The following is a 24,396-nucleotide window of genomic DNA, read 5'->3' as shown; positions in this document are numbered from 1 at the left end:
GGCGGCCGCGCATCCGGTCAGCGGCGACAGCGGACACGTGCCGACGCGACGGCGGCGCGTACCGGCAACCGCGACAGGAGGGGTGATGGATGGACGGTGAACGTGACGCGGCAGATCGCGCGATCGACAGCGTGGCCGACTACATGGCCGCGATCGGCGCGCAGCGGCAGACGATGGCGCTGCGCCTCTTTCGCGGCCAGTGCAATGCCGGCTGGCCGCTCGTGCCGGGCATCGCGCGGCAGCGCGCGTCGCCCGACGTCGAAGCGCGGATGCTCGACGAATTCACGCGGCGCGCGCTGCCGCACCTCGAACCCGGACAGAACCTCGATGCGTGCGACTGGCTGGCGCTCGCGCAGCAGCACGGGATGCGCACACGGCTGCTCGACTGGTCCGGCAACGCGCTCGCCGCGCTGTGGTTCGCGGTCAGGCGCGCGGGCGAAGCGGGCGGCGACGGCGTGGTGTGGTGCCTCGCGCACGACGCCGACGACATCGCGACCGCCGCCGAGCGGCGCGCCCCGCTGGAGGTCACGCGCACCAAGGTGTTCCGGCCGCGTCACGTGATGCCGCGGATCACCGCGCAGGACGGCTGGTTCACGATTCACGGCTACGACGCCGGCGCCGAGCGCTTCGTGCCGCTCGACGAGCATGCGGATTTTGCCGGCCGCCTCATCCGCATCGTCGTGCCGGGCGCGCGGTTCGCGACGATCCGGCAGGAACTCGCCGGTGTCGGCGTGAGCGTCGCGACGATCTTTCCGGATCTCGACGGCATCGCGCAGCTGACCGACACGCGCTATTTCCCGGACGACGAGGACACGCACGCGCCGCGGTAAAGCCGCCGCCGCACGGGCACGCGCGATGCTTGTTTCGACGGCGCGCACACGGGACCGGCCCCCGAGCGGCCCTGCATGCGTCCGGTTCGCGGCGGGCGGCGACGCGGTTCATGCGCACATTCCAACCAACCATCGAATCCGGAGGCTGTCATGCGCGAACCCAACGAACCACCGAGCGACCGTCGCGACACGGCGTGCAAGCCCGGCGCCGGTTCCGCGCCGAGCGGGCACGCGGTCACCCGCGCGTTCGAACGTTTCGCGTCGGGCGTGACGACCTGGGCCGGCTCGCCTGTCGCGTTCGGCAGCGCGGTCGCCATCACCGTGCTGTGGCTCGTGAGCGGGCCCGTGTTTCACTACTCCGACGCATGGCAGTTGGTGATCAATACTGGCACCACGATCATCACGTTCCTGATGGTGTTCCTGCTGCAGCGCAACCAGAACCGCGACAGCGTGGCGCTGCACCTGAAGCTCGACGAATTGCTCGCGGTCACGCGCGCGGCGAGCGACCGGCTGATCGGGATCGAGGATGCGTCGGAGGAGGAATTGCGCGCGCTGGCGCAGACCTACGTCGAAATGGCGCAGCGCGCGGCCGAGCGCGGCGAGGACGAGCCGGGCGGCACACGCGCGGAAACGGCCGATACGCCGCCCGAATCCTGATCGCCTGATCGTGCGATGCGCGGCCCGATGATTTTTCAAACGCTTGTCGTTTCCGGCGTCGCATCGCGGCAGACCGGCGTGCCCATGACGCTCGCAGCGGGGAACGGCACGTGCTGCAACTCGAAACGAAGCCCGGTCGTTCCGGGTATTGCCTACGGTGCTTCCATGAACTCCAGAACCCCTTCGAATCCGCTGTTGAATCTTGCGGTGGCCGTCGCCTGCGGCGCGGCCGCGATGTACTTCCTCGATCCGTCGTCCGGCCGGCGCCGGCGCGCGTATCTGCGCGACAAGGCGGTTGCGGGCCGGCACGGCGTGGCCGATTATGCGAATACGCAGGCGAAGCGGGCGGCCGACCATGCGCGCGGCGCGATCGCCGGCCTGCGGGCGGACTGGCTCGCGGGCGATGCGAGCGACGTGCAGGTCGCCGAGCGCGTGCGTGCGGCGCTCGGCCGGCTCGTCGGTCGCCCGCGCGACATCGACGTGAGCGTCGAGCGCGGCAACGTGTGCCTGACCGGACAGGTCGAGGAGGCCGAAAGGCAGGCGCTGATCGACGGCGTCGCCGCGCTGCATGGCGTGCATCACGTCGAGGACGCGATGGGCGCGCGCAGCGAATACAAGGCGCCGCCCGGCGGCCATTCGCACTGACGCGGCCGCGGCTGCCCGCACCGGCGGGGGCCGGTGAACGACTACGACACGCATTCGGCGCACGCACGGCTGCCGGCACGACGGCAGCCTGGCGCCCCAACCGGAGCAAGCCCATGACCGACCGCCAGCCCCCCGATACGACGCCTCCGCATCCGGAGCCCGGCGCGCACGACGCGCTCGAACACCTGCTCGGCAGCCTGCATCGACACGGCTTCCTGCGTTTCGCGAACGAGGTCGTCACGGCGAACGCGCGGCTGGCCGACACGTTCGTCGACGTGCTCGACAAGCCCGGCATGCAGAGCGGCATGCAGAATCTCGCGATGCTCGTGACGGCGCTGTCGCGCATTCCGCCGGAACAGTTCGGTCGCGCCGCGTTCGCGGCGGCCGACGCGCTGCATCACGTGGGCGCCTGGCAGCCGGCGCAGCATGAGCATGTCGCGCTCGGCGTGCGCGGCGTCTATCGGCTGCTGCACGACGAGGCGCTGTGGGAGGCATTGACGCCGCTGCTCGAAGGACTGAAAGTCTTCGCGCAAGGGCTCGCGCGTGATGCGCAGCCGCCGGTCGCCGGGCTCAACGAGGCGACGAAAGACGCTTGACCGGCGCCGGTGACAGGCCGCACGCGGCGCACAGGTCCGCGAACTGGCGGATGATGCGCTGCGTCGGTGCGCTCGCCGGCCAGTGCGGCACCGCGTCGATGCCGACCCAGCGGCACAGCGCGATTTCCCGGCCCGGGCATGCGTGCGCGCCGCGCGGCAGGCTCGCGACGAACACGTGATGGCGTTTCACGCTGCCGTCCACGTAGAAGAAATACGCGAGTTCGAGATCGACGAGCCCCGTTTCCTCCCGAAGCTCGCGATGCGCGGCGTCGAGCGCCGATTCGCCGCGCCGAATCACGCCGCCCGGCAGCGTCCAGCGCGACGACGGCCGTCGGGCAACCAGCAGCACGCGCTGGTTGCGATGGCAGATGATCGTTGCGCGTTCTTTCGCCAGCGGCGCCAGCGGCACCGCGCGAACAGGGAAATCGGACGGGTCGGGGAGCGTCATGCAGGGCAGGCGACGGGTGAATGAAAGATCCATTACCCGGTACAGCAACCTGCATTCCTGCTTCGCCGCCGCGCCTGCCGGCGCGTGAGCGTTTCGGGGCTGCGTGCCGGCGGGCGTCCGCGATTTTTCAACGGCTTGTCATTTATGCCGCCGCCTGTCGCGGCCGACCGCGCGCGCGGTGCGGCGCAATGCGCGGCTATCGCGCGTCTTCGCGCTTGCGGGATGGTGCGCGATCCTGCGGCGTGCCGTTTTCCGGCTCGTCCGGCATGCCTTCGGCGGGATCGTGCGCGCTGCGCGGCGGCGGCGTGGCCGTGCCGGGGCGTTTGCCTTCGGGGCCGGGCGTGCTGTTGCCGCGATCTTCGTCGCGCGTGTCGGTGTCGAATGAGGTCGAGCGTGTCATGGTTCGCGAGTCCTGTCGGGGCCGTCGAAACGTACGCGTCGCGCATCGGGCGTGCCGCGCGGCTGGAACCAAGCGGAACCACGTTGCCGGGCCCGCTGTTTGCTTGATCGCGCGCTTGAGGTCCGTGCGGGCAATGACGCCCGCGGCCGCCGCCCGGAGTCCCGTTCATGCCCGATGCGATCCTGTGCCCGTTGTCCGTTCGTGAGCGATTTGGCGTCGCGGTCCGGCGCGCGCTGACGCCGGGACCGCGCGGCACCGGCGCGCCAGACGCGTTCGTGTCGGCGGCGGCCGGTGCCGCGCTGTCGACGCCGCTGCACGTGCGCTGGCCGACCGTGGTCGCGCGCGCAGGCGATGGGCCGTCCGGTGGCGGCAGCGGCGCGGGCCCCGCGCCGGGCCGCAACGACGGCGAGCACCCGACCGACGCGCCGGGCGGCGGCGGTGGCGACGACCATCCGCACGACGATCGCGGCGGTCGCACCGGCGGAGACGGAGACGGCAACGACGGCGAAGGCGAACGCAAGCGACCCGGCAAGAAAACGCTGATCATCCTCGGCGCGGTGCTGATCGTGCTGCTCGTCGGCGGCCTCGTCTGGTGGCTCGCGACGCGCAACCAGGAAAGCACCGACGATGCGTACACCGACGGCAACGCGGTCGCGGTCGCGCCGCACGTGTCCGGCTACGTGACGCGGCTGGCGGTCGACGACAACACCTTCGTGCGGCGCGGCGACGTGCTCGTCGAGATCGATCCGCGCGACTACCGCGCGCAGGTCGACGCGGCGCAGGCGCAGCTCGGTCTCGCCCAGGCCCAGCTGGATGCGGCGCGCGTGCAGCTCGACATCGCACGCGTGCAGTATCCGGCCCAGTACCGGCAGGCGCGCGCGCAGATCGAATCGGCGGAAGCCGCGTACCGGCAGGCGCTCGCCGCGCAGGCGCGGCAACGCGCGGTCGATGCGCGCGCAACCTCGCAGCAGGCGATCGATGCGGCCGACGCACAGCGCGCGACCGCCGACGCGAACGTCGCGATGGCCCAGGCGCAGGCGCGCACCGCGAGCCTCGTGCCGCAGCAGATCCGGCAGGCCGAGACGGCCGTCGAGGAGCGCCGCCAGCAGGTGTTGCAGGCGCGCGCGCAGCTCGAGACGGCCAACCTGAACCTGTCGTACTGCGAAATGCGTGCGCCGTCCGACGGCTGGGTCACGCGGCGCAACGTGCAACTGGGCTCGTTCCTGCAACCGGGCACGTCGATCTTCTCGATCGTCACGCCGCGCGTGTGGATCACCGCGAATTTCAAGGAGTCGCAGCTCGAACGGATGCGCATCGGCGACCGCGTCGACGTGTCGGTCGACGCGTATCCCGATCTCGACCTGCACGGCCACGTCGACAGCATCCAGCTCGGCAGCGGCTCGCGCTTCTCCGCGTTCCCCACCGAGAACGCGACCGGCAACTTCGTGAAGATCGTGCAGCGCGTGCCGGTGAAGATCGTGCTCGACGGCCCGCTGCCGACCCGTCCGCCGCTCGGTCTCGGCCTGTCGGCCGTGCCGACCGTTCACCTGAAATGACCGGCCGCCGCGCCGCGGCCGGTGTCGACCGGAGCGATCCGATGCCCGATACCCGCACGTCATTCCCGTTTCGCGAGGCCCGCCGATGAACCGGCCGCCCGAGCGCAACGGCGCGTCCGGCGGCGCATGGCGACCCGCCGCGAACCCGTGGCTCATCGCGATCGTCGTCACGCTCGCCGCGTTCATGGAAGTGCTCGACACCACGATCGTCAACGTCGCGCTGCCGCACATCGCCGGCACGATGTCGGCGAGCTACGACGAGGCGACCTGGACACTCACGTCGTACCTCGTCGCGAACGGCATCGTGCTGCCGATTTCGGGCTTCCTCGGGCGCCTGCTCGGCCGCAAGCGCTACTTCCTGCTGTGCATCGCCGCGTTCACCGTGTGCTCGTTCCTGTGCGGTGTCGCGACCAACCTCGGCGAACTGATCGTGTTCCGCGTGCTGCAGGGGCTGTTCGGCGGCGGGCTGCAGCCGAACCAGCAGTCGATCATCCTCGATACGTTCCCGCCCGAGCAGCGCAATCGAGCGTTCTCGATCTCGGCGATCGCGATCGTCGTCGCGCCGGTGCTCGGGCCGACGCTCGGCGGCTGGATCACCGACCATTTCTCGTGGCGCTGGGTGTTCCTGCTCAACGTGCCGATCGGCGCGCTGACCGTGCTCGCGGTGATGCAGCTCGTCGAGGATCCGCCGTGGCGGCGCGATGCCGAACGCGGGATCTCCATCGACTACATCGGCATCGGGCTGATCGCGATCGGGCTCGGCTGCCTGCAGGTGATGCTCGATCGCGGCGAGGACGAGGACTGGTTCGGTTCGAACTTCATCCGCATCTTCGCGGTGCTGTCCGCGCTCGGGCTGATCGGCGCGACGCTGTGGCTGCTGCGCACGAAGAAGCCGGTGGTCGACCTGTCGTGCCTGTGCGACCGCAATTTCGCGCTCGGCTGCGTGACGATCGCGACGTTCGCGGCCGTGCTGTACGGCAGCGCGGTGATCGTGCCGCAGCTCGCGCAGCAGCATCTCGGCTACACGGCGACGCTCGCGGGGCTGGTGCTGTCGCCCGGCGCGCTGCTGATCACGCTCGAGATTCCGCTCGTGAGCCGGCTGATGCCGCACGTGCAGACGCGCTATCTCGTCGGGTTCGGCTTCGTGCTGCTGTGCGGCGCGCTGATCTATTCGCGCACGCTGGTGCCGAACATCGATTACACGCACCTCATGATGATTCGCTGCGCGCAGTCGCTCGCGATCGGCTTCATGTTCGTGCCGATCACGACGCTCGCGTACCTGACCGTGCCGCAGCGGCTCAACGACGACGCGTCCGCGCTGTTCACGATGTTCCGCAACGTCGCGGGCTCGATCGGCATCTCGGTGTCGACCGCGCTGATCCGCGAACGCACGCAGGCGCGCATGGCGCATCTGTCCACGCACATGTCGACGCTGTCGCAGAACTTCCAGGATGCGTTGCAGGAGAACGCGCGCGCGATCGGCGCGCTGACGGGCGCGCCGCCGTCGGCCGCATTGCAGACGGCCGGCGGGCGGCTGTACGAGACCTTCATCGCGCAAGCGACGATCCTCGCGTATATCGACGTGTTCGCGATCCTCGCGGTGTTCTGCGCGTTCAGCATTCCGCTGACGTTCCTGTTCTCGCCGGCGAAGGCCGCGCGCGCCGCGGGAGGGCATTGAGATGAACGCACGTCGGGACAATCGCAATCGCCGCGTGATTCGCAGCCTCGTGCGCCGCGCGGTGACGATCTTCACCGGATGCGCGGTGGTCGCAAGCTGCACCGTCGGGCCCGACTACCAGTCGCCGCACGCGGACGTGCCGGAAACCTGGCATGCGATGCGGGCGGACGGACAGGCGGCGTCTCCCGCGTCGGACGCGGCCGCACGGTCGTCGCCGACGGTCGACGCCGATCCCGATCCGCGCTGGTGGCGCGCGTTCGGCGATCCGCTGCTCGACCGGCTCGTCGAGCGCGCGGCGCACGACAACCTCGACGTGCAGGCGGCCGTGCTGCGCATCGCGCAGGCACGCGCGCAGGTTCGCGCGGCCGCCGCGCAAGGTTTGCCGGACGTGCGGGCGACCGCCAGCTATCAGCGCGAACAGCTCGGCCTGAAAGGCATCGTCGAGGAACAGGGCATCGACCAGCGCGTCGATCGTCTCGGCGCGCCGGGCTCGCCGCTCGACCGGTTCGGGCCCGGCACCGGCGCGCGCGTGCAGCAGGGCGCGCGTAGCGCGATCGATGCGCTCGAGGCGCCGGTCAACCTGTGGCAGGCCGGCTTCGACGCGTCGTGGGAGCTGGACCTGTTCGGGCGCGTGCGCCGCTCGGTCGAAGCGGCCGGCGCGCAGACGAGCGCGGCGATCGCGAGCCGCGACGACGCACTGCTGTCGCTCGAGGCGGAGGTCGCGCAGACCTATCTGCAACTGCGCGGCGCGCAAGCCCAGCGCGCGCTGGCCGACGACCTGCAACGCGCGCAGCGCGAACTGCTCGACCTGACGCGCGAGCAGGCCGCGCACGGTCTCGCGAGCGATCTCGACGTGCGCAGCGCCGACGCGCGGCTCGCGCAGATCCGCGCGCAACTGCCGCAGTTCGACCAGCAGATCGTGTTGTTGCGCAACGGTCTCGCGTATCTGGTCGGCGGCGCGCCGGGCGCGCTCGACGACTGGCTTGCCGCCCCGCGCGCGCTGCCGGACGTGCCGCCGGCCGTGCCCGTCGGTCTGCCGTCGACGCTCGCGCGCCGGCGTCCCGACATCCGCCGCGCGGAGGCCGAGCTGCATGCGGCCACCGCCGACGTCGGCGTCGCGGTCGCGCAGTTCTATCCGGACATCTCGTTGACCGGGCAAGTCGGGTTGCGTGCGTCGCACGTGCGCGAGCTCGCGCACTGGTCGCACCTGTTCTATTCGTTCGGGCCGGCCATCTCGCTGCCGATCTTCTCCGGCGGGCAGCTCGTGTCGAACCTGCGGCTGTCGCAGGCGCGCCAGGCGGAAGCGGCGCTCGCCTACCGGCAGGCGGTGCTCGTCGCGCTGCGCGACGTCGACAATGCACTGGCCGTGTACCGCGCCGACCAGGCGCGCGCGGCCGCGCTCGACGATGCGGTGAAGGCCGAACAGGGCGCGCTGGACCTCGCGCGCGATCGCTACCGGAAAGGCTTGTCGCCGTTCCTCGACGTGCTGGACGCCGAGCGGCAATGGTCGGAGGGGCGGCAGCAGGCGCAGCAGGGCGCGTTGCAGACGACGACCGATCTCGTCGCGCTGTACAAGGCGCTCGGCGGCGGATGGCAGGCGGAGCCGGGCACGCGTGCGAATCCGGATGCCGGTACGGCCCGCGCGCAATAGCCGCGAACGCACGCCGGACATCGCGGGCTCCGCTTGCGCCACGCCGCTCGCCGGCCGCACGCGGCGTCAATCCCACGCGTGCTTGCTGAACTGATAGCCCTTGGAGCGGATCGTCTTGATCCGTTTCGGTTCGGCCGCATCGTCGCGCAGCTTGCGGCGCAGCTTCGAGATGCGACCGTCGATCGACCGGTCGAGGCCGTCGAACGCGATGCCGCGCAGCAGCAGCGTCAGGTCTTCGCGGCTGACCACCTCGCCCGCGCGGCACACGAGCGCCCACAGCAGGTCGAATTCGGTCGACGTCAGGCGCGGCATGCTGCCGTCGGGAAGATGCACGCGACGATCGGCCCGGTCGATTGAGAATTTGCCGAACACGTATCGCTGCGGCGAATCCGGCGCGGGCTCGCCCGCCGGTACGCGCGTGCGCCGCAACTGCGCCTTGATCCGCGCGAGCAGCAGCCGCGGCTCGACCGGCTTGCGGAGAAAGTCGTCCGCGCCGAGTTCCAGGCCGAGCAATTCGTCGAACGGTTCGTCGCGGCCGGTCACCATGATCACGATGCCGTCGTACTGCATGCGCGCCTCGCGGCAGATCTCGAAGCCGTCCTTGCCCGGCAGGTTGACGTCGAGCAGCACGAGGTCGGGGCGGTTCGCGACGATCGCCGGCACTGCGCCGGCGCCGTCGAACAGCGTGTCCACCTGGTAATGATGCTGGCGCAGATAGTCGGCGATCAGCGCGGACAGCGGGACGTCGTCTTCGACGAGCAGGATTCGGATGGGCATCGCTAAACGAAGGGGGCAAAACGGGAAGGTGGCGAGCGGTCAGGCCCAGTCCGAACGCGTCGTAGCCGAAGCGACGTGGATGATACTGCGCAACATTCCGGTGGAATGTGGCGAAATCTGAATCGTTCGGTGAGCTTAGCTATGGGCCAATCGCCGCCGCCGGGCGGCAGGTACGGGAAGCGCGAGGCGGGGTCGCGCGCGGGGCAGAAACGGTTCGGGGCGAGGGCCGGCGCGGCGCTCGCGACGATGCGCGACCGCGCATCCTTCAGACGAAAACGTTTGCGCCAGGCCGCGGTCGCGAACCGCGCTCGCACCGGTCAAACCCAGGCCAGGCAAGGTTAGTCGACATATCATTACAAAATATTACCGACGTGGGCGGGTGCCGCTCCCTACAATCTGCGCAGCCGACTCGCGCGCATCGCGCACGGCGATGGCATCGTTTCCCGATCGTATCGACTGCCGGTTTCGACGACACGTCGAGCCATGTCGCTCGCGTGCGGAACCGGATGCGCGCGGGTCGGCGCGACGCCGCGCCGGCGCCTGACGGGCGGGCAAGCGGATGGTACGAACGATTGACGGGGAAATGAAATGACGCCGTTGCAAGTCGTCCAGCGTCTCGAGGCACTCACGCAGGCGATCGAAGCCGCGGTCGCGCGCGCCGACTGGAACGAAGCCGTGCGCGCGGCCGAGATGCGGTCGGCGTTCGTGCTTGCGCTTGCACCCGATCAACCGGCCGAGGTCGTGTCGGCGTTGATGCGCATGCAGGAAATCGATGTCCGGATTTCCACCGTCGCGCGCGACACGCTGGAGGCGCTCATCGCGGAGGGCTGGACGGCGTTGCACGCGACCCGGTTGGCCACCCACGCGCTGAGGGTGCGGCAGCGATCGCTCGACGCCGGCGCCGCGGCCACGCGACATTGAAATTCGTTTCTGCAGGTGACGGGATGAGATTCAGAAAACGCACCAGTCACGTCGATGCGACACGGTGGTTCGCCGACGGCGACCATGAACGGGTAGAGCGCCGTGACGGGAAGTGGGCGGTCGCGACGCCGGAAGGCTGGCGGCCGGTGAAGCCGGGCGACTGGATCGTGCGCGATGAAGGCGGCAACTGCTGGCCGATGGAAGACGGCCTCTTCGTGCGTTGCTACGAACCGGCAGCCGACTGACGCGGCCGCCGGCTCGCCGCGCTTATCGGCTCTTGCGCGAAAACATCAACGAATCGGCGTCGTTGAACCGGATAGGCCGCGGCTCGCCGTAACCGGCTTTCTCCGCGACCCGGATCGATGCGACATTGGTCGGCGCGATCAGGCACACGCTGCGCTCGAACCGCTGCTGCGCGTCGAGCCATGCGAGCGCGGCCGCGAGCGCCTCGGTCGCATAGCCGCGGCCCTGCGCCCACGTCGCCAGCGCCCAGCCGGCTTCCGGCACGCCGCGGATCGGCGGTTCGATGTTCCGGTGGAAATCCGCGAAGCCGAGATCGCCGACATAGCGGCCCGACGCCTTTTCGCGAATCGCCCAGTAGCCATAGCCGAGCAGCGGCCACAGCCCGCGATACGCGAGCATGCGCATCCACGAGTCGCGCGGCGCGGACGGCTCGCCGTTGAAGATGTGTGCGACGACGCCGGGTTCCGCCCACATGGCGGCGAGTGCGTCGAAGTCGCCGAGCGGATGGCCTTCGAGCACCAGGCGCGGCGTGTCGAGAACGGGCGGGGACGAGACGGGTGGCATCGGGTGTCCGGAAAGAGGGGAAAGTCGGGCGGCTAGACCGTCAGCACGTCGATGCCGCGCTGGCGCAGGTCGTCGACCACGGCTGCGTCGGCGCCCGTATCGGTGATCAGCATGTCGAGCTGCTCGACGCTCGCGATCACCGAGAGATTGCGCTTCATCAGCTTCGACGAATCGGCGACCGCGATCACCTGGCGCGAGATCTTCAGCATCTGCGCGTTCAGTTGCGCTTCGAGCAGGTGCGGCGTCATCAGGCCGATCTCGGGATCGAGGCTGTCGACGCCGAGGAACAGCCGGTCCGCGTACAGCCCCTGCAGCGCGACGACGGCCTGCGGCCCCGACAGCGAATACGAGTTCGGCCGAAGCTGCCCGCCCGGCATGATCAGGTTGATGTGCGGCGCGGCCGCGAGCAGCACGGCCACGTTCAGCGCATTGGTGATCACGTTCAGCGATTGCAGCTTCATCGCGAGGATCTGCTTCGCGATTTCCTCGGTCGTGCTGCCGGAGTCGAGCAGGATCGTTTCGCCGTCGCCGATCAGCGCGGCGGCGGCCGCCGCGATCCGCACCTTCTCCGCGTGACGGAGCTTCTGCTTGACCGCGATCGGCACCTCGTCGCTTTCGCGCAGCACCAGCGCGCCGCCGTGGGTGCGCAGCACCGCGCCGGCCGCCGCGAGCGCGTTCAGGTCGCTGCGCACCGTGACGAGCGAGATGCCGAACCGCTCGGCCAGTTCCTCGACGGTGACCTTCTCCCGCTCGCGCACCAGCTCGCAGATCAGGCGGCGACGTTCTTCGACAAGCAGCGGCGCGTGATCGACGGCAGGCGACGGAGGCACTCGGTGAGCGGGCATGTCCATTTCGGCAAGACAGGGAGCCGAAATGATATCAAAACCCCTGGCCGGGCTGGAGCGCATGCAAGGCCGGCGCGTCGAGCGGCATGCCCGCCAGCCGGGCCGCGTGGACCGCCGCGCCGACGTGGGGCCCGAGCCGCGGCGCGGTGAGCACCGCATCCGGCACGCGGCGCGCGAGCGCGTCGCGCAGCGGCTCGAGCACGCGCGCGCCGGCGTTGAACACGCCGCCGGAATACGACACCGGCAGCGGTTCGCCGGGCGGCCAGCCGAGGGTGCGCGCGACGCCTGCCGCGAGTTGCGCGAGCTCGTCGGTCGCGCGGTCGATCAGCGCGTGCGCTGCGGGGTCGCCCGCGTGCGCCGCATCGATCACGAGCCGCGACAGCTGCGCGAAGCGGCTGCGCACCGCGCCCGCATTCACGGCCGCGCACAGGTCGAGATCGTGTTGCAGCGCGAAGTGCGCGCGCACGATGTCGAACAGCGGCCCGCGCGCGGCGCGGCCGTCCGCCATCCGCGAAAACGCGGCGAGCCCTTCGCGCGCGAGCCAGTAGGCCGAGCCTTCGTCCCCGAAGACCTCGCCCCAGCCGCCGCAACGTGCGGCGCGGCCTTCGCGTTGCCCGTACGCGATCGATCCGGTGCCGGCGACGATGCTGATGCCGTCGCCGCCGGCCAGCGTGCCGGCCCAGCTGCACACCATGTCGTTGCCGATCCGGTAGCGCTCGCGCGCGAACAGCGGCGCGAGCAGGCCGTCGAGCTCGGGCAGCAGGCGGCTGTCCTCGCCGTACGCGGGCAGGCCGGCGAATGCGTACGCGACGTCGTCGCGCGCGACGTTCGCCGCGGCCAGCACCGCATGCACGCCGTCGGCGAGCAGCGTGCGCAGCGCGTCCATGCCGATCTCGAGGTAGTAGCTGGTGGTCGTTTCGTGGCGCGCCCGCACGCGGCCTTGACGGTCGATCACCATGAACGCGGTTTTCGTGCCGCCGCCGTCGATGCCGAGAAAGAGTGGAGTCATGTGGGCTGCCCCGCGTACGGATGAATGGTGACGCCGGCCACGACGCGGTTGACGGTGCCGGATGCGCTCGGGTTGTCGGGCGTGAGCCCGAGGCGCAGCGACGCGAGCAGCGCGAAACACTGCGCGAGCACCAGCGCGACGGGCGCGAGCGCGAGATCGGGCAGGCCGGGCGGCAGCGGCACCGTCAGGTCGTCGCCGGACGGTGACGGCGTGCCGGTGTCGCCCGCGTCGTCGGCCGGCGCGACGCCGACCGACAGTATGCCGGCCGCGCGGTTTTCGCGCCGCAGTTCGCGCAGCAGGTCGAGGTCGTAGCGGCGCGTATGCGGATCGCCGGACAGCAGCACGACGACGAGCGTGCGTTCGTCGAGGAACGTTTTCGGGCCGTGCCGGAAGCCGAGCGGCGATTCGGCCATCGCGACGATCAGCCCGTCGGTCAGTTCCAGCAGTTTCAGCGCGGCTTCGCGCGCGAGCCCGAGCAGCGTGCCGCTGCCCAGATACACGACGCGCTCGGGCAACTGCCGCACGTGCGCGGCGAGCCGCGACGCGTGGTCGCGCAGCAGCGTGCGCGCGGCGTCGGCCAGCGGCCCGACCGGCATGCCGGCCACGCCGAACGCCCAGGCCGCGCCGAGCAGCATGCCGCTGAAACTGGACGTCATCGCGAACGCCTGGTCGTGCGTGGCCTCGGGCAACAGCACGACGTGCGCGCGCGGATGCGTGCCGAGGCGGCGGTTCAGCATGCCGTCGGCCGCGCACGTGAACGCGAGGTGGCGGCAGCCGTCGACGAGGCGATCCGCCAGCTCGACGGCCGCGACGCTTTCGGGGCTGTTGCCGGAGCGCGCGAACGACACCAGCAGCGTCGGCACGCCCGGCTGCAGCGTGTCGCCGGGGTTCGCGACGATGTCGGTGGTGGCCACCGCTTCGACGCGGCCGCCGAAGCGGTGCCGCAGCGCGGGCGCGAGGCACTGGCCGATGAAGGCCGAGCTGCCCGCGCCGGTCAGGACGATGCGCAGGCGAGGATCGGCGAGCAGCGGCGCGAGAAACGCGTCGAGCGCCGCGCGCTGCGCGTCGACGACGGCATGCACGTCGGGCCAGACGTCGGGTTGCTGGGCGATTTCGCGTGCCGTGTGGGCGGCGTGGCGGCGGCTGAGGTCGGCGGGATCGAGGTCGAAAAATTCCATGAGCAGATCTGAGGAGAGTCGGTCACGCGGCACACGCGTGGAGATACGGACGGACGGCCGCGGCCGTGCCGTCTTGCAACAGGGCGCCGGCGCGCAACGCGAGCCGTCCTTCGCGGACGGCCTCGTACTGGCGCGGCAGATGCTGGCTGACGAGCGTGAGCGGCGGCGGCGACGCATCGAGGCGCGCGAGCAGGTCGGCGCACGCGCGTTGCACGACGGGATGGGTCCAGTAGTAGCGGATGCGGTCGCTCAGGCTGTACGCGAGATCGAGTTCGAGTTGTGCGCCGGCCGGGTAGTAATCGCGCCAGTGCGCCGGTTCGTTGCGCATCACGCCGAGCACGGTCGCGATGAACCCGTCGTCGCCGCCGAGCCATTCGCGCTCGATCGCGGCGAGCGACCACAGCGTTTCGCGCATCGCGAAGGTCACGCCGGGGCCGACCTTCAGGATCGCGAAGTGGTCGCGCACGAGTTGCGCGAGGTTGTCGGGCGTCTGGTAATCGGTCGAATGCGCTTCGAACACGAGCGCGGGTTCCGTTTCGATGAATGCGCTCAGTTCACGCGCGTTGCCGGCGTCGTAGTCGATCACCTTGTGATGATCGAACTCGACGCCCGGCTGCACGACCATCGCGATCACGCGCGACCACGCATCGTCGAGGCCGGCGCGCGCGAACGCGTCGCGGTGCAGCGCGAGCGTCGAGCCGGCCGCTTCGGGCGTGGTGACCGCGACCGCGTCGAGCGTCTCGTGCGCACCGCCGGGCACCGGCACCTCGGTGCCGATCACGTAGACGGGCGCGTCGCCGCGCGGCGCACCGGCCGCCCACGCGGCCTCGGCGGCGCGGCACAGGCGCACCGCCCGCGCGGCGATCTCGGCTTCGGGCAACGGCTGCGGATCGTCCGCGCACGACATCGAGCAGTCGAGATGCAGCTTGCGGAAGCCGGCCGCCACGTACTGCGCGACCATCGTCTCGGCCTTGTCCATCGCGTGCGCGGCCGGCAGCCGGCGCCATGCGTTCGGGCCGAGATGGTCGCCGCCGAGCAGGATCGCATCGGGGCTCACGCGTTCGCGCGCGGCGATGTCGAATACGTGGCGACGGAAGTCGTGCGGCGTCATGCCCGTATAGCCGCCGTCCTGGTTGACCTGGTTGCAGGTCGCCTCGATCAGCGCGGGGCGTTCGCGCGCCGCGCATTCGCGCAGCGCGGCGGCGATCGCGACCGGATGCGCGGAGCACACGGACGGGATGCCGATCGCGGGTGTGCCGGCCGGCGCGTGACGCGACGACTGCTTGTGACGGCGGACGAGATCGAGCAGCGGGTTCATGCCGATTCCCCCGCCGTGTGGGTTGCCGCGGCGCCTTCCGGCTGCAGCGCGAGCAGCAGCGCGGCCAGCAGCGCCAGCGCGATGCCCGTGAGCTTGCTGCCGGTCGGCGTCGCACCGGTGACGATCATCGAGATCACCGACGTCAGCAGCGGCGCGCCCGCGTTGACGAGCGGCGACACGACGATCGCCTTGCCGAAGCGGAACGCATAGACGAGCGTCAGCGCGCCGATCGCATTCAGCACCTGGATCACGGCAGCGAGGCCCGGGCCGCCGATCCCGTAGTTGATCGTGCGGCCGAAGTCGGTCATCCACAGCGCGAACGGCACGCACAGCAGGCCCGTCAGCGCCATGTAGAAGAAGATCGATTCCGCGTCCATCGTCGCGTTCGCGATCTTGATGAAATACGCCTGCAGCCCCCATGCGACGAGCACCAGCAGCGCGAGCGCGAACCACAGCCCGAACCGCGCGGGGCCCTGGCCCGACTGGAAGTCGAACAGCGGCAGCGAGCACAGCGCGAGCACGATGCCGGCCACGCCGAGCTTGCCGGTGCGTTCGCGCAGCAGCAGGAACGACAGCGCGATCGTCAGCGCTGGCGACAGCGACACGATCGGGAACACGAGATACGGCGGCCCCGATTCGACCGCGCGGAACAGCAGCATCTGCCCGCCCGCGCCGAGCAGCCCGATCGCGAGCCCGAGCGCCAGCGAACGGCCATCGCACCGCACACGCCAGCCGGCGCGGCCGAGCGCGACCAGCGCCGGCGGAATCATCGTGAACGCCCAGACCACGTAGATCAGCGTGTCGGGGAAGCCGTGTTCGGCGGGCAAGCCGGTGAATGCGCCCCACACGCCCCAGAGCAGGGTCGTGACGAGCGCGTGAACGAGCCAGTTGTTTTGCATCGGTCGCGTCTTTCGAAGTGGGTTCTGATCCGTCGAATGCTTTCGTTTGATGCCGTGCAAGGCGAAATCGGAGGCGTTCGGCGGGCGAGCCCGACGACGTTCCAGCAGAAATCGGCAGAAACGTGCGTCGGGAGCGGCCAATCTATGATCTTTCGTTTTCTTTCGTTATTAGTGTAAACCACAAACGAAAGAAATCGAAAGATCGACTAGATTGCCGATCTGCGCGAGACGGATGCGTCGGCGCACGGCCCTTCTTCACGAGGAATTCCGTATGAACGCTTGCTTTTCCTTTCGATTTCCACTGCCTGCCCGGCGTGCCGGCAGCGCGGCGCGCTGCGTGCCGTTGCGTCGCGAGGTGCGTCCATGACCACCCGGCGCGCGTTCGTGCAGTGGCTGGCCGCCGGCGCGGCGAGCCCGATTCTGGTCGGCGTCGGCGTGCGCGATGCCCGCGGCGGCGAGCCGTCGCGCGTCGCGCTGCGTGACGACCGGCTCGTGATCGAGTTCGATCCGGCGATGCGCAGCCGGCTGGCCGTGCGTCGCGGCGGCGGCACGCGTGCGCTGACCCGCTTCGATGCGAGCGAGACGCTCGAGCAACTGATCGGCCCGGCGCCGGCGCCGACCTCGGACGGCCCCGCGCCCGACACGCGGCCGGTGCGCACGATCGATCGCTTCGCGCTCGTCGACGCCGTGCATGCGGACGTCTCCACCGCCTTCGGCGCGGGGCGGCAACTGCGGCTGGTGGGCCGGTCGGCGCACGGCTTCGAGAAGACGGTGCGCATCACGTTGCTCGACGCGCGGCCGGGCGTCGCGCTGATCGACACGCAGTTCCGCAACGTCGGCATGCAGCCGACCGACGTCCGCGCATGGAACGTCGCCGCGCACCGGCTGCTGCCGGCCGCGGCCGGCGCGGGCGGCTACTGGACCTATTCGGGCGCGAGCCACGCGGACCGGCGCGACTGGGTGCAGCCGGTCAAGGCCGGCTTCGATCAGCGCAATTTCATGGGCATGAACGCGTCGGACTATGGCGGCGGCACGCCGGTCGTCGACGTGTGGCGGCGCGACCAGGGCATCGCGCTCGGTCACCTCGACATCGTGCCGCGCCTCGTATCGCTGCCGGTGAAGGCGGTGCGCGACGAAGTCTCGCTCGGCCTGCGCGGCGAGCAGACGGTCACGCTCGCGCCGGGCGCGACGCTCGATACGCCGACCGCCTTCGTGATGCTGCACGACGGCGACTATTTCGTCGCGCTCGATACGTACCGGCAGATGATGGGCGCGCAGGGTTTCCATGCGCCGCGGCCGCCGGCGAGCGCGTACGAGCCGATCTGGTGCGCGTGGGGCTACGAGCGTCAGTTCAGCCTCGACTACGTGCGCGCGACGCTGCCGAAGGTGCAGGAACTCGGCTTCAAGTGGGCGGTGCTCGACGACGGCTGGCAGCGGCGCACCGGCGACTGGGTGCCCGACCGCGCGAAATTCCCGGCCGGCGACGCGGACATGAAGGCGCTCGTCGACGACATCCATGCGCGCGGCCAGAAGGCGCGGCTGTGGATCGCGCCGCTCGCGGTCGCGCCGGGCAGCGACGAACTGCACGACCACACCGACATGCTGCTGCTCGACGCGGACGGCGCACCGCAGGCGATCACCTGGTGGAACAGCTTCTATCTGTGCCCGGCCTACGAGAAGACGCAGGCGCACATCGCCGCACTGATGCAGAAGGTGATCGGCGAGTGGGGCTTCGACGGCGTGAAGATCGACGGCCAGCACCTGAACGGCGTCGCGCCGTGCTACAACCCCGCGCACCGGCATGCGCGGCCGGAGGATTCGGTCGAGTACCTCGCCGATTTCTACCGCGTGTTCCATGACGCCGCGCATGCGATCAAGCCGGATGCGGTCGTCGAAGTGTGCCCGTGCGGCACCGCGTACGCGTTCCACAACATGCGCTACATCGACCAGGCGCCGGCGTCCGATCCGCTGTCGAGCTGGCAGGTGCGCCACAAGGGCAAGACACTGAAGGCGCTGATGGGCGCATCGTCCGCGTACGCGGGCGATCACGTCGAACTGAGCGACGGCGGCCGCGATTTCGCGTCAGCGGTGGGCGTCGGCGCGGTGATCTCGACGAAGTTCACGTGGCCCGTCGATCCGAAACCGAAGGACTCGTTCCTGCTGACGCCCGAGCACGAGCAGGCATGGCGGCACTGGGTCGAGATCTACAACGCGCACCGGCTCGCCGAGGGCCGCTATCGCGGCGAGCTGTACGACATCGCGTTCGACAAGCCCGAGGCTCACGTCGTGGAAAAGGACGGCGTGCTGCATTACGCGTTCTACGCCGAGCGCTGGAGCGGCCCGGTCGCGCTGCGCGGCCTGCAGCCCGGCCGGTCATACCGGATCGTCGATTACGCGAACGGCAATCGCGAGGTCGGCCGCATCGCGCCGGGGCACGACGCGATCGCATTGCGCTTCGAGCATGCGGCGCTGCTGCGCGCCGAGCCGCTCGACGCGTGAGCGTCACCCCGCAACACCGCGTACCACCGCCCGGGCCACGTGTCGTCGCGCATCACCGGGCAACCGGCAGTTCCGCAACGCGCAGTTCCATTCGTCATTCCGATCCCTCCACTGGAGATGCTTCGATGAAAAAAATTGCACGCAACCTTTCCGGTGTCGCGGCGCTCGCGCTGTGCGCCTCGATCCTGCAGGCCTGCGGCGACGGGTCGTCCGATCCGTTGTCGGCCAAGGCCTTTGCCGCGTCGCCGCCGGCCGTGGCGGCGCTCGCGCGCGCCGCGTCGCACTGGACGCCAGCGGTGGGCGATACGTGGCAATGGCAGCTCAAGGGCAAGCTCAATACGTCGTACAACGTGGCCATCTACGACATCGACCTGTTCGATACCGACGCGGCGACGATCGCGGCGCTCAAGCAGGCGGGGCGCAAGGTCGTCTGTTATTTCTCCGCGGGCAGTTCGGAGAACTGGCGGCCCGATTTCTCGAAGTTCAAGGCGTCCGACCAGGGCAACAAGCTCGACGACTGGGAGGGCGAGCGCTGGCTCGACATCCGTTCGAGCAACGTGCGCGAGATCATGACGGCCCGCCTCGACCGCGCGGTGGCGAAGGGATGCGACGGCGTCGAGCCGGACAACGTCGACGGCTATGCGAACGACACCGGTTTCCCGTTGCAGGACACCGATCAGTACGCGTTCAACGTGTTCATCGCGAACGAGGCGCACAAGCGCAATCTGGCGGTCGGGCTGAAGAACGACGTCGATCAGCTCGTGGCGCTCGAACCGTCGTTCGACTTCGCGGTGAACGAAGAATGCAACGAGCAGAAGGAGTGCGACGGCTACACGGTGTTCACGTCGAAGAACAAGCCGGTGCTGAACGCCGAGTATGCGGGCAAATACCGGACGCCGAGCGGGCAACGCACGCTGTGCAATGCGGCGCGCGCGCTCAACATGCGCACGCTCGTGCTGGCGAAAAAGCTCGACGACAGCTACCGGTTCAGCTGCGACGGCGCCTGATCGAACCGCGCCCGTCGTGACGGGCGAACCTGTGTGACCGGTGTCCGCGCGCGCACGCTCCGTGCCCGGGCGTGCGCGTCGCGCGCATCGGATGCCGCGATCCGGCGCGCGATGCATGGCCGACGCCGCATCGACGTCCGTTCAAATCGATTCGCACTACTTATTCAACAATACGATGAAAAATTGCATGCTGATTGCAGGCGCTGCCGTGGCGGCCGCGCTTTCCGTCGCCGCGCGCGCGGAGGGTTCGGTCACGCTGTACGGCACGATCGATACGGGTGTCGCGTATCTGAACCACGCGGAAGGCGGGAAGTCGCGCGTATCGATGTCGTCGGGCGCGTTGTCGGCGAACGAATGGGGATTGACCGGCAGCGAGGCGCTCGGCGGCGACATGAACGCGATCTTCACGCTCGAGAACAATTTCGACGTCGGGACCGGCCAGCTCGACGGCGGCCGGCTGTTCGACTCGAAAGCGTTCGTCGGCGTCGCGTCCGCGACGTGGGGCACGCTGACGCTCGGCCGGCAGAACGATCCGGTGACGGATCTCGTGCAGCCGATCACGGCCGACGCGTTCAGCGGGCTCTTCGCGCCGCCCGGCGACGTCGACAACTACGACAGCAGCGTGACGTTCAGCAACGCGGTCAAATGGACGAGCGCGGCGTGGCACGGCGTGACGGTTGCGGCGATGGTGTCGCCCGGCGGCGTGGCCGGCGCATCGGGGTCGGGGCTCGCGTATGCCGGCGCATTCGGCTATGCGGACGGTCCGCTGAGCGCGGCGGCCGGCTACCTGCACGTCGACAACGGCAACGCGCTTCGTTCGACGCGCGGCGCATCGTCGGCCGATTCGTTCTTCAACAGCGCGGTGAACCGCGCGTATGCGTCGGCGCGGTCGATCGAAGTCGCGCGCGCCGGGGTGCAGTATGCGATCGGCAACGTGACCGTCGGCGCGGCGTTCAGCTTCAGCGAATACCGGCCCGACGCGTCGTCGACGTTCGTGCACGCGCAGCGCTACCGGAACGGTTCGGCGTTCGCGCAATGGCAGGCGCTGCCGTCGCTGCTGACGATCGTCGGCTACAACTTCACGTGGTCGGGCGGCGATTCGTCCGCGCGCTATCACCAGGTCAATGCCGGCGTCGACTATCTGCTGAGCAAGCGCACCGATCTCTATACGACGGTCGGCTACCAGCACGCGAACGGCTTCAACGGAACCGGGCCGGCCCAGGCCGTGATCGGGTCGTACAACGTCGATGCCGGCACGAATTCGCAGTTGCTCGCGATCGTCGGCATCCGGCACCGGTTCTGAGCCCGGTTGCCGGCGCGCGTTATTTGCGGCTTTTCAGGAAGGAGCGTCCTTCGGCCGTGATCGATGCGCCGGAGCGGCCGTGCGCGGGATGGCTGACGAACCCGGCGCTGACGAGTTCCCGCGCGATCGACCAGCCGAGCGCCGGCGCGTCGCGGCCGTAGCGAACATCGGCGAGCCGTTCGAGCGCCCAGATCGCGGAGGCCGACAGGTTGGGGGTGTTGGACGTGAGATTGTCGTTCATCGCTTCCTCGGGAAATGGGGTGTCGGGGTGGACGGCGCATGGCCGCGGGATCGGCGGCGCAGGCGTCAGCTTGCCTGCAGCAACGGCAGCAGCGCCTGCAGCGCGGCCTCCTCGTCGGGGCCGGTGGCGAGCACCTGGGCCGACGTGCCGCCGTGAACCTGCAGCGACGCGATCGCGCCGCCGTCTTTTGCGTTGCTGCTGTGCCCGTTCGCGATCAGCTGGATGTCGCTGTCGAAACGGCGTGCCGCGGCGACGGTCGCGTCGCGCGCGGCGCGGCCGCGATTGCGGTTCCATGCGGGGCCGATTTGAACGTACACAACGATTGCCACGATGCTGGAAAGCCTCCGGACAGGTGGGCGGGGCGGTGCGCGCCATGCACGGTTGCGCACGTGTTGCGGACATCGGACGGCCGGTATTCACGATTTCTCCCGCAGGGTCGCGGGCACCGGCCGGGCGGAGTGCGCGCGCCATCCGGCGCGAACATGCCGACATCCGCTGCGAAGGCGCATTCAAGTGCGCGGATTGTCGGGAAGTGCGTGATTATAATGCATCGGCCAGATCATGTGAATTGCATTATAATGCGGTGTGCGCCGATGCCGGCCCGCGGCGTTGCCGGCGGGCGTGTCGCCCGCATCCGGGCGCGCAACCTGCTCGCCCGGCATCATCGAACTCCTCCCCGAATGGAAGCCGCAATGAATGCCCCCGCCTGCCCGCAATGTGCAATGGAAAACACTTACCCGGACGGTGCGCTGACCGTCTGTGCGGACTGCGGCCACGAATGGTCGGCCGACGCCGGCGCCGAGGCCGGTGACGAACCGGCGGGCGACGTCGTCAAGGACGCGAACGGCAACGTGCTGTCGGACGGCGATTCGGTCGTGCTGATCAAGGATCTGCGTGTGAAGGGCTCGTCGATCACGCTGAAGATGGGCACCAAGGTCAAGAGCATCCGGCTCGTCGGCGGCGATCACGAAGTCGACTGCAAGACCGACATGGGCGGCTTCATGCTGAAGGCGTGCTACCTGAAGAAGGTCTGAGCACGCGGTTCAGGCGACCGTTGCCTTCGCGTTTTCATCCGCCGCGTTTTCATCCGACTACCCGCACATGGCCGAGGATCGAACTTCCTATGACGCGTTCGTCAGGTTCCTGGCGACGCCGCTGAACGACGGCCGGCCTTTCGTGCTGCGGACGCAGCACGCGGTGTCGCTGCACTTCGATCATTTCGGCACGCAGAGCTTCATGTCGCTGCGCGATCCGATGCGGCTGGAGCTGGGTTATACGCGCATGATGATGGGTTTCCTGCTGCTGCAGCCCGAGCCTGCACACATCTGCATGCTCGGGCTCGGCGGCGGTTCGCTCGCGAAGTACTGCTACCGTCACCTGCCCGGCACGACGATCGATGCGGTCGAGATCAATCCGGACGTGATCGCGCTGCGCGACGTGTTCAGGATTCCTGCCGATGATGCGCGGTTCTGCGTGGTATGCGCGGACGGCGCGGATCATCTGGAGCGGGCGGACGTCCGGACCGACGTGATCCTGCACGATGCGTTCGTCGCCGACGGTATGCACGGCCGCTGTGCCGGCGGCACGTTCCTCGACGCGTGCCGCGCGCGCCTGAGCGCATCCGGCGTGCTAGCGATCAATTTCATGGACGACGATCCGGCGTTGCCGCAGCACCTCGAGCAACTGCGGTCGGTATTCGGTTCGTCGTATGCGCTGCTGCCGTGCGGCGACGACAACAACTTCGTCGCATTCGCATGGAAGGACGGCAGCCGGCTGCCGTCGTTGCGTATCCTGCTGGAGCGGGCGCTCGCGTGCCCGCAGGCCGGCGAACTGAAGCTGGCTGCCACCGCGAGGCGCATGAAGCACGGCGAGGGCATCGATCCGCGGCGGCTGGTCTGGCGCGCGCAGTCGCACGAACGTTGGGAGATCGGCGCGTAACAGTACCGGGCGGTACCGGGCCGGCGGGGCCGGTGCCGCGCGCGGCTGGTGCGGCCGCGCTTACTTCACGCGCTTGCCGATCGCGCTCCGGGTCTTGTACGTGACGCCGTGCCGGTCCAGATATTCGCGGATCAACTGCCGTACGACTTGCGACGGCGTAAGATCCTGCTCCGCGCAGAGCATCTCGAAGGCTTCCTTCTTCGCGGGATCGATCAGGACGGTCAGGCGGGCGGTTTTCGTTTCCATGACGGGGCGAGGGTGGTCGATATGTTAATCAAATTATAATCGATCCGCTTTCGGCGTTACCGCGCGCGAGCGCTGCCTGTCGCGCACGATCAGCGTTTGCTGCGCAGCAGCGCGAGCAGGTCGTCGATCACCGGCACGATGGCGAGCGTGACGAGCACCGCGGCGAGCGGCACGGTCGACACGTAGCCCACGCGCTTGAAGCCGATCGCGCCGGCCAGGCCACCGACGAAGAACGACGAGAGCATCGTCGCGTGAATCCGCAGTTTCGAACGGTTGGCGATCACCGCGTGCGCGTCGACGTCGATGGCCGACCGGTTCCAGTAGAACAGCTTGCCGAGCTCGATGCCGAGGTCGGTCACGATGCCCGTCATGTGCGTCGTGCGGATCTCCGCGCCCGACAGTTTCGTGATCGTCGCGTTCTGCAGCCCCATGATGAAGCACAGCAGCGTCACGGTCACCGGCACGAAGAAGGTTTCCCACAGGGCCAGATGGCTGCCGAGCAGCCCGAACAGCAACAATAGCGCGGCTTCGACCAGCAGCGGCAGCATGAACTGGCTGTGCAGCCCGCGGCGGCGCCCCCAGTTGACGAGGACCGCCGAGCACGCGGCGCCGATCAGGAACGACCCCAGCGAGCTGATGCCGGCGAGCGCGAGCCGCACGTCGCCGAGCGCCGTCTGGTCGGCGATCGCCGACACGATGCCGCTCATGTGCGACGTGTACTGCTTGACCGCGAGAAAGCCGCCGGCATTGGCCGCGCCGGCGACGAACGCGAGCGAAAACCCGAGCTGGCGGTTCGCGGTCGCGCTGCGGTGTTTTCCCGTCAGGTTTCGAAAGTACTGCGCTGGCATAAGGGTGTCGCTCGATCGTCGCGGATTCGCGGTCACAGGCCGAAACCGGTGCCGGACGCCGTGACGGGCACGCCGCTTGCACCGGATACCGGGGCTGTC

At 69.4% G+C, this 24,396-nt stretch carries 27 protein-coding genes; 14 read left to right on the top strand and 13 right to left on the bottom strand.

Features of this window, described 5'->3' with window-relative positions:
• The first annotated feature begins 89 nt into the window (after positions 1-89).
• From H0X90_RS02730 to H0X90_RS02715, 4 genes are all read left to right on the top strand, one after another.
• Positions 90-830: an FRG domain-containing protein gene (locus H0X90_RS02730; protein ID WP_034203596.1), complete on the top strand. Its 741-nt coding sequence runs from the start codon at positions 90-92 to the stop codon at positions 828-830.
• Positions 831-980: 150 nt separating this feature from the next.
• The gene (locus H0X90_RS02725; RefSeq protein ID WP_006483457.1) at positions 981-1,487 is read left to right on the top strand and encodes a low affinity iron permease family protein; all 507 of its coding nucleotides are present in this window, start codon (positions 981-983) and stop codon (positions 1,485-1,487) included.
• Between the two features lie 165 nt (positions 1,488-1,652).
• Complete coding sequence (locus H0X90_RS02720) at positions 1,653-2,132, top strand: BON domain-containing protein (protein WP_034204031.1); 480 nt, start codon at positions 1,653-1,655, stop codon at positions 2,130-2,132.
• Positions 2,133-2,245: 113 nt separating this feature from the next.
• Complete coding sequence (locus H0X90_RS02715; protein WP_034203595.1) at positions 2,246-2,728, top strand: hypothetical protein; 483 nt, start codon at positions 2,246-2,248, stop codon at positions 2,726-2,728.
• Here the strand turns inward: H0X90_RS02715 and H0X90_RS02710 are convergent.
• Complete coding sequence (locus H0X90_RS02710; RefSeq protein WP_006483465.1) at positions 2,703-3,176, bottom strand: NUDIX hydrolase; 474 nt, start codon at positions 3,174-3,176, stop codon at positions 2,703-2,705. The genes H0X90_RS02715 and H0X90_RS02710 overlap by 26 nt on opposite strands.
• A gap of 196 nt (positions 3,177-3,372) precedes the next feature.
• Positions 3,373-3,576 carry a hypothetical protein gene (locus H0X90_RS02705; protein ID WP_034203594.1) on the bottom strand — a complete coding sequence of 68 codons (204 nt, stop codon included), beginning with the start codon at positions 3,574-3,576 and terminating at the stop codon, positions 3,373-3,375.
• A gap of 167 nt (positions 3,577-3,743) precedes the next feature.
• Between H0X90_RS02705 and H0X90_RS02700 the strand changes: the two genes are divergently transcribed.
• The 3 genes from H0X90_RS02700 (at position 3,744) to H0X90_RS02690 (ending at position 8,461) form a co-directional block, all read left to right on the top strand.
• Positions 3,744-5,132 carry an HlyD family secretion protein gene (locus H0X90_RS02700; protein WP_034203593.1) on the top strand — a complete coding sequence of 463 codons (1,389 nt, stop codon included), beginning with the start codon at positions 3,744-3,746 and terminating at the stop codon, positions 5,130-5,132.
• 85 nt (positions 5,133-5,217) lie between these two features.
• Positions 5,218-6,810, top strand: coding sequence for a DHA2 family efflux MFS transporter permease subunit (locus H0X90_RS02695; protein WP_034203592.1), 1,593 nt, complete (start codon positions 5,218-5,220; stop codon positions 6,808-6,810).
• 1 nt (position 6,811) lies between these two features.
• A complete protein-coding gene (locus H0X90_RS02690) occupies positions 6,812-8,461 on the top strand; it encodes an efflux transporter outer membrane subunit (protein WP_102898706.1) in 1,650 nt (549 codons plus the stop codon).
• Between the two features lie 66 nt (positions 8,462-8,527).
• Here H0X90_RS02690 and H0X90_RS02685 read toward each other — a convergent pair whose 3' ends face one another.
• Positions 8,528-9,238, bottom strand: coding sequence for a response regulator (locus H0X90_RS02685; protein ID WP_006498256.1), 711 nt, complete (start codon positions 9,236-9,238; stop codon positions 8,528-8,530).
• 588 nt (positions 9,239-9,826) lie between these two features.
• On the opposite strand from H0X90_RS02685, the gene H0X90_RS02680 reads away from it, so the two are divergent.
• A complete protein-coding gene (locus tag H0X90_RS02680) occupies positions 9,827-10,159 on the top strand; it encodes a hypothetical protein (protein WP_077189044.1) in 333 nt (110 codons plus the stop codon).
• A 23-nt stretch (positions 10,160-10,182) separates the two neighbouring features.
• Complete coding sequence (locus H0X90_RS02675) at positions 10,183-10,404, top strand: hypothetical protein (RefSeq protein WP_077189043.1); 222 nt, start codon at positions 10,183-10,185, stop codon at positions 10,402-10,404.
• Positions 10,405-10,426: 22 nt separating this feature from the next.
• Here H0X90_RS02675 and H0X90_RS02670 read toward each other — a convergent pair whose 3' ends face one another.
• The 6 genes from H0X90_RS02670 to H0X90_RS02645 are packed head-to-tail and all read right to left on the bottom strand — an operon-like array spanning position 10,427 to position 16,215.
• The gene (locus H0X90_RS02670) at positions 10,427-10,966 is read right to left on the bottom strand and encodes a GNAT family N-acetyltransferase (RefSeq protein WP_006490675.1); all 540 of its coding nucleotides are present in this window, start codon (positions 10,964-10,966) and stop codon (positions 10,427-10,429) included.
• A 32-nt stretch (positions 10,967-10,998) separates the two neighbouring features.
• Entirely contained in the window at positions 10,999-11,811 is an 813-nt protein-coding gene (locus tag H0X90_RS02665) for a DeoR/GlpR family DNA-binding transcription regulator (protein WP_012493748.1), read from the bottom strand.
• Positions 11,812-11,845: 34 nt separating this feature from the next.
• Complete coding sequence (locus H0X90_RS02660; RefSeq protein ID WP_012493747.1) at positions 11,846-12,820, bottom strand: N-acetylglucosamine kinase; 975 nt, start codon at positions 12,818-12,820, stop codon at positions 11,846-11,848.
• Positions 12,817-13,998, bottom strand: coding sequence for an SIS domain-containing protein (locus H0X90_RS02655; RefSeq protein ID WP_006483265.1), 1,182 nt, complete (start codon positions 13,996-13,998; stop codon positions 12,817-12,819). The genes H0X90_RS02660 and H0X90_RS02655 overlap by 4 nt, the downstream gene beginning before the upstream one ends.
• Positions 13,999-14,020: 22 nt before the next feature.
• A complete protein-coding gene (locus tag H0X90_RS02650; RefSeq protein WP_006498252.1) occupies positions 14,021-15,316 on the bottom strand; it encodes a D-tagatose-bisphosphate aldolase, class II, non-catalytic subunit in 1,296 nt (431 codons plus the stop codon).
• Positions 15,313-16,215 carry a DMT family transporter gene (locus tag H0X90_RS02645; protein WP_006498251.1) on the bottom strand — a complete coding sequence of 301 codons (903 nt, stop codon included), beginning with the start codon at positions 16,213-16,215 and terminating at the stop codon, positions 15,313-15,315. Before H0X90_RS02645 ends, H0X90_RS02650 begins: the two co-directional genes overlap by 4 nt.
• 363 nt (positions 16,216-16,578) lie before the next feature.
• Here H0X90_RS02645 and H0X90_RS02640 point away from each other — a divergent pair, with 363 nt between their 5' ends.
• From H0X90_RS02640 to H0X90_RS02630, 3 genes are all read left to right on the top strand, one after another.
• Positions 16,579-18,714, top strand: coding sequence for a glycoside hydrolase family 36 protein (locus H0X90_RS02640; RefSeq protein WP_077189042.1), 2,136 nt, complete (start codon positions 16,579-16,581; stop codon positions 18,712-18,714).
• 125 nt (positions 18,715-18,839) lie between these two features.
• Complete coding sequence (locus H0X90_RS02635) at positions 18,840-19,721, top strand: endo alpha-1,4 polygalactosaminidase (protein WP_196438129.1); 882 nt, start codon at positions 18,840-18,842, stop codon at positions 19,719-19,721.
• Between the two features lie 175 nt (positions 19,722-19,896).
• Complete coding sequence (locus H0X90_RS02630) at positions 19,897-21,024, top strand: porin (RefSeq protein ID WP_077189061.1); 1,128 nt, start codon at positions 19,897-19,899, stop codon at positions 21,022-21,024.
• 19 nt (positions 21,025-21,043) lie between these two features.
• Here the strand turns inward: H0X90_RS02630 and H0X90_RS02625 are convergent, their stop codons facing one another.
• The gene (locus H0X90_RS02625) at positions 21,044-21,265 is read right to left on the bottom strand and encodes a hypothetical protein (RefSeq protein ID WP_006489160.1); all 222 of its coding nucleotides are present in this window, start codon (positions 21,263-21,265) and stop codon (positions 21,044-21,046) included.
• 65 nt (positions 21,266-21,330) lie between these two features.
• The gene (locus H0X90_RS35685; RefSeq protein ID WP_227739741.1) at positions 21,331-21,594 is read right to left on the bottom strand and encodes an HPr family phosphocarrier protein; all 264 of its coding nucleotides are present in this window, start codon (positions 21,592-21,594) and stop codon (positions 21,331-21,333) included.
• 363 nt (positions 21,595-21,957) lie between these two features.
• On the opposite strand from H0X90_RS35685, the gene H0X90_RS02615 reads away from it, so the two are divergent.
• Together H0X90_RS02615 and H0X90_RS02610 are read left to right on the top strand one after the other, a co-directional pair.
• A complete protein-coding gene (locus H0X90_RS02615) occupies positions 21,958-22,299 on the top strand; it encodes a zinc ribbon domain-containing protein YjdM (protein ID WP_006489167.1) in 342 nt (113 codons plus the stop codon).
• 67 nt (positions 22,300-22,366) lie between these two features.
• Complete coding sequence (locus H0X90_RS02610; RefSeq protein WP_077189041.1) at positions 22,367-23,203, top strand: spermidine synthase; 837 nt, start codon at positions 22,367-22,369, stop codon at positions 23,201-23,203.
• A gap of 60 nt (positions 23,204-23,263) precedes the next feature.
• Here H0X90_RS02610 and H0X90_RS02605 read toward each other — a convergent pair whose 3' ends face one another.
• Together H0X90_RS02605 and H0X90_RS02600 are read right to left on the bottom strand one after the other, a co-directional pair.
• Entirely contained in the window at positions 23,264-23,449 is a 186-nt protein-coding gene (locus H0X90_RS02605; protein WP_006489181.1) for a ribbon-helix-helix protein, CopG family, read from the bottom strand.
• An 89-nt stretch (positions 23,450-23,538) separates the two neighbouring features.
• Complete coding sequence (locus tag H0X90_RS02600; protein WP_006489179.1) at positions 23,539-24,297, bottom strand: YoaK family protein; 759 nt, start codon at positions 24,295-24,297, stop codon at positions 23,539-23,541.
• Between the last annotated feature and the right edge of the window lie 99 nt (positions 24,298-24,396).

Source organism: Burkholderia sp. 9775_39, assembly GCF_015712225.1.
GTDB classification, from domain to species: domain Bacteria; phylum Pseudomonadota; class Gammaproteobacteria; order Burkholderiales; family Burkholderiaceae; genus Burkholderia; species Burkholderia cenocepacia.
Note: the sequence above shows the minus strand (reverse complement) of the source record. Positions and strands in the feature narration are given on the sequence as shown.

Coding starts and splice junctions, on each gene's coding strand:
- H0X90_RS02615 (WP_006489167.1), top strand. CDS start 21,958: ATGAATGCCCCCGCCTGCCCGCAATGTGCAATGGAAAACACTTACCCG.
- H0X90_RS02715 (WP_034203595.1), top strand. CDS start 2,246: ATGACCGACCGCCAGCCCCCCGATACGACGCCTCCGCATCCGGAGCCC.
- H0X90_RS02650 (WP_006498252.1), bottom strand. CDS start 15,316: ATGAACCCGCTGCTCGATCTCGTCCGCCGTCACAAGCAGTCGTCGCGT.
- H0X90_RS02725 (WP_006483457.1), top strand. CDS start 981: ATGCGCGAACCCAACGAACCACCGAGCGACCGTCGCGACACGGCGTGC.
- H0X90_RS02680 (WP_077189044.1), top strand. CDS start 9,827: ATGACGCCGTTGCAAGTCGTCCAGCGTCTCGAGGCACTCACGCAGGCG.
- H0X90_RS02705 (WP_034203594.1), bottom strand. CDS start 3,576: ATGACACGCTCGACCTCATTCGACACCGACACGCGCGACGAAGATCGC.
- H0X90_RS02720 (WP_034204031.1), top strand. CDS start 1,653: ATGAACTCCAGAACCCCTTCGAATCCGCTGTTGAATCTTGCGGTGGCC.
- H0X90_RS02660 (WP_012493747.1), bottom strand. CDS start 12,820: ATGACTCCACTCTTTCTCGGCATCGACGGCGGCGGCACGAAAACCGCG.
- H0X90_RS02640 (WP_077189042.1), top strand. CDS start 16,579: ATGACCACCCGGCGCGCGTTCGTGCAGTGGCTGGCCGCCGGCGCGGCG.
- H0X90_RS02710 (WP_006483465.1), bottom strand. CDS start 3,176: ATGACGCTCCCCGACCCGTCCGATTTCCCTGTTCGCGCGGTGCCGCTG.
- H0X90_RS02635 (WP_196438129.1), top strand. CDS start 18,840: ATGAAAAAAATTGCACGCAACCTTTCCGGTGTCGCGGCGCTCGCGCTG.
- H0X90_RS02730 (WP_034203596.1), top strand. CDS start 90: ATGGACGGTGAACGTGACGCGGCAGATCGCGCGATCGACAGCGTGGCC.
- H0X90_RS02600 (WP_006489179.1), bottom strand. CDS start 24,297: ATGCCAGCGCAGTACTTTCGAAACCTGACGGGAAAACACCGCAGCGCG.
- H0X90_RS02685 (WP_006498256.1), bottom strand. CDS start 9,238: ATGCCCATCCGAATCCTGCTCGTCGAAGACGACGTCCCGCTGTCCGCG.
- H0X90_RS02675 (WP_077189043.1), top strand. CDS start 10,183: ATGAGATTCAGAAAACGCACCAGTCACGTCGATGCGACACGGTGGTTC.
- H0X90_RS02700 (WP_034203593.1), top strand. CDS start 3,744: ATGCCCGATGCGATCCTGTGCCCGTTGTCCGTTCGTGAGCGATTTGGC.
- H0X90_RS02690 (WP_102898706.1), top strand. CDS start 6,812: ATGAACGCACGTCGGGACAATCGCAATCGCCGCGTGATTCGCAGCCTC.
- H0X90_RS02695 (WP_034203592.1), top strand. CDS start 5,218: ATGAACCGGCCGCCCGAGCGCAACGGCGCGTCCGGCGGCGCATGGCGA.
- H0X90_RS02605 (WP_006489181.1), bottom strand. CDS start 23,449: ATGGAAACGAAAACCGCCCGCCTGACCGTCCTGATCGATCCCGCGAAG.
- H0X90_RS02670 (WP_006490675.1), bottom strand. CDS start 10,966: ATGCCACCCGTCTCGTCCCCGCCCGTTCTCGACACGCCGCGCCTGGTG.
- H0X90_RS02665 (WP_012493748.1), bottom strand. CDS start 11,811: ATGCCCGCTCACCGAGTGCCTCCGTCGCCTGCCGTCGATCACGCGCCG.
- H0X90_RS02610 (WP_077189041.1), top strand. CDS start 22,367: ATGGCCGAGGATCGAACTTCCTATGACGCGTTCGTCAGGTTCCTGGCG.
- H0X90_RS02625 (WP_006489160.1), bottom strand. CDS start 21,265: ATGAACGACAATCTCACGTCCAACACCCCCAACCTGTCGGCCTCCGCG.
- H0X90_RS02645 (WP_006498251.1), bottom strand. CDS start 16,215: ATGCAAAACAACTGGCTCGTTCACGCGCTCGTCACGACCCTGCTCTGG.
- H0X90_RS02630 (WP_077189061.1), top strand. CDS start 19,897: ATGAAAAATTGCATGCTGATTGCAGGCGCTGCCGTGGCGGCCGCGCTT.
- H0X90_RS02655 (WP_006483265.1), bottom strand. CDS start 13,998: ATGGAATTTTTCGACCTCGATCCCGCCGACCTCAGCCGCCGCCACGCC.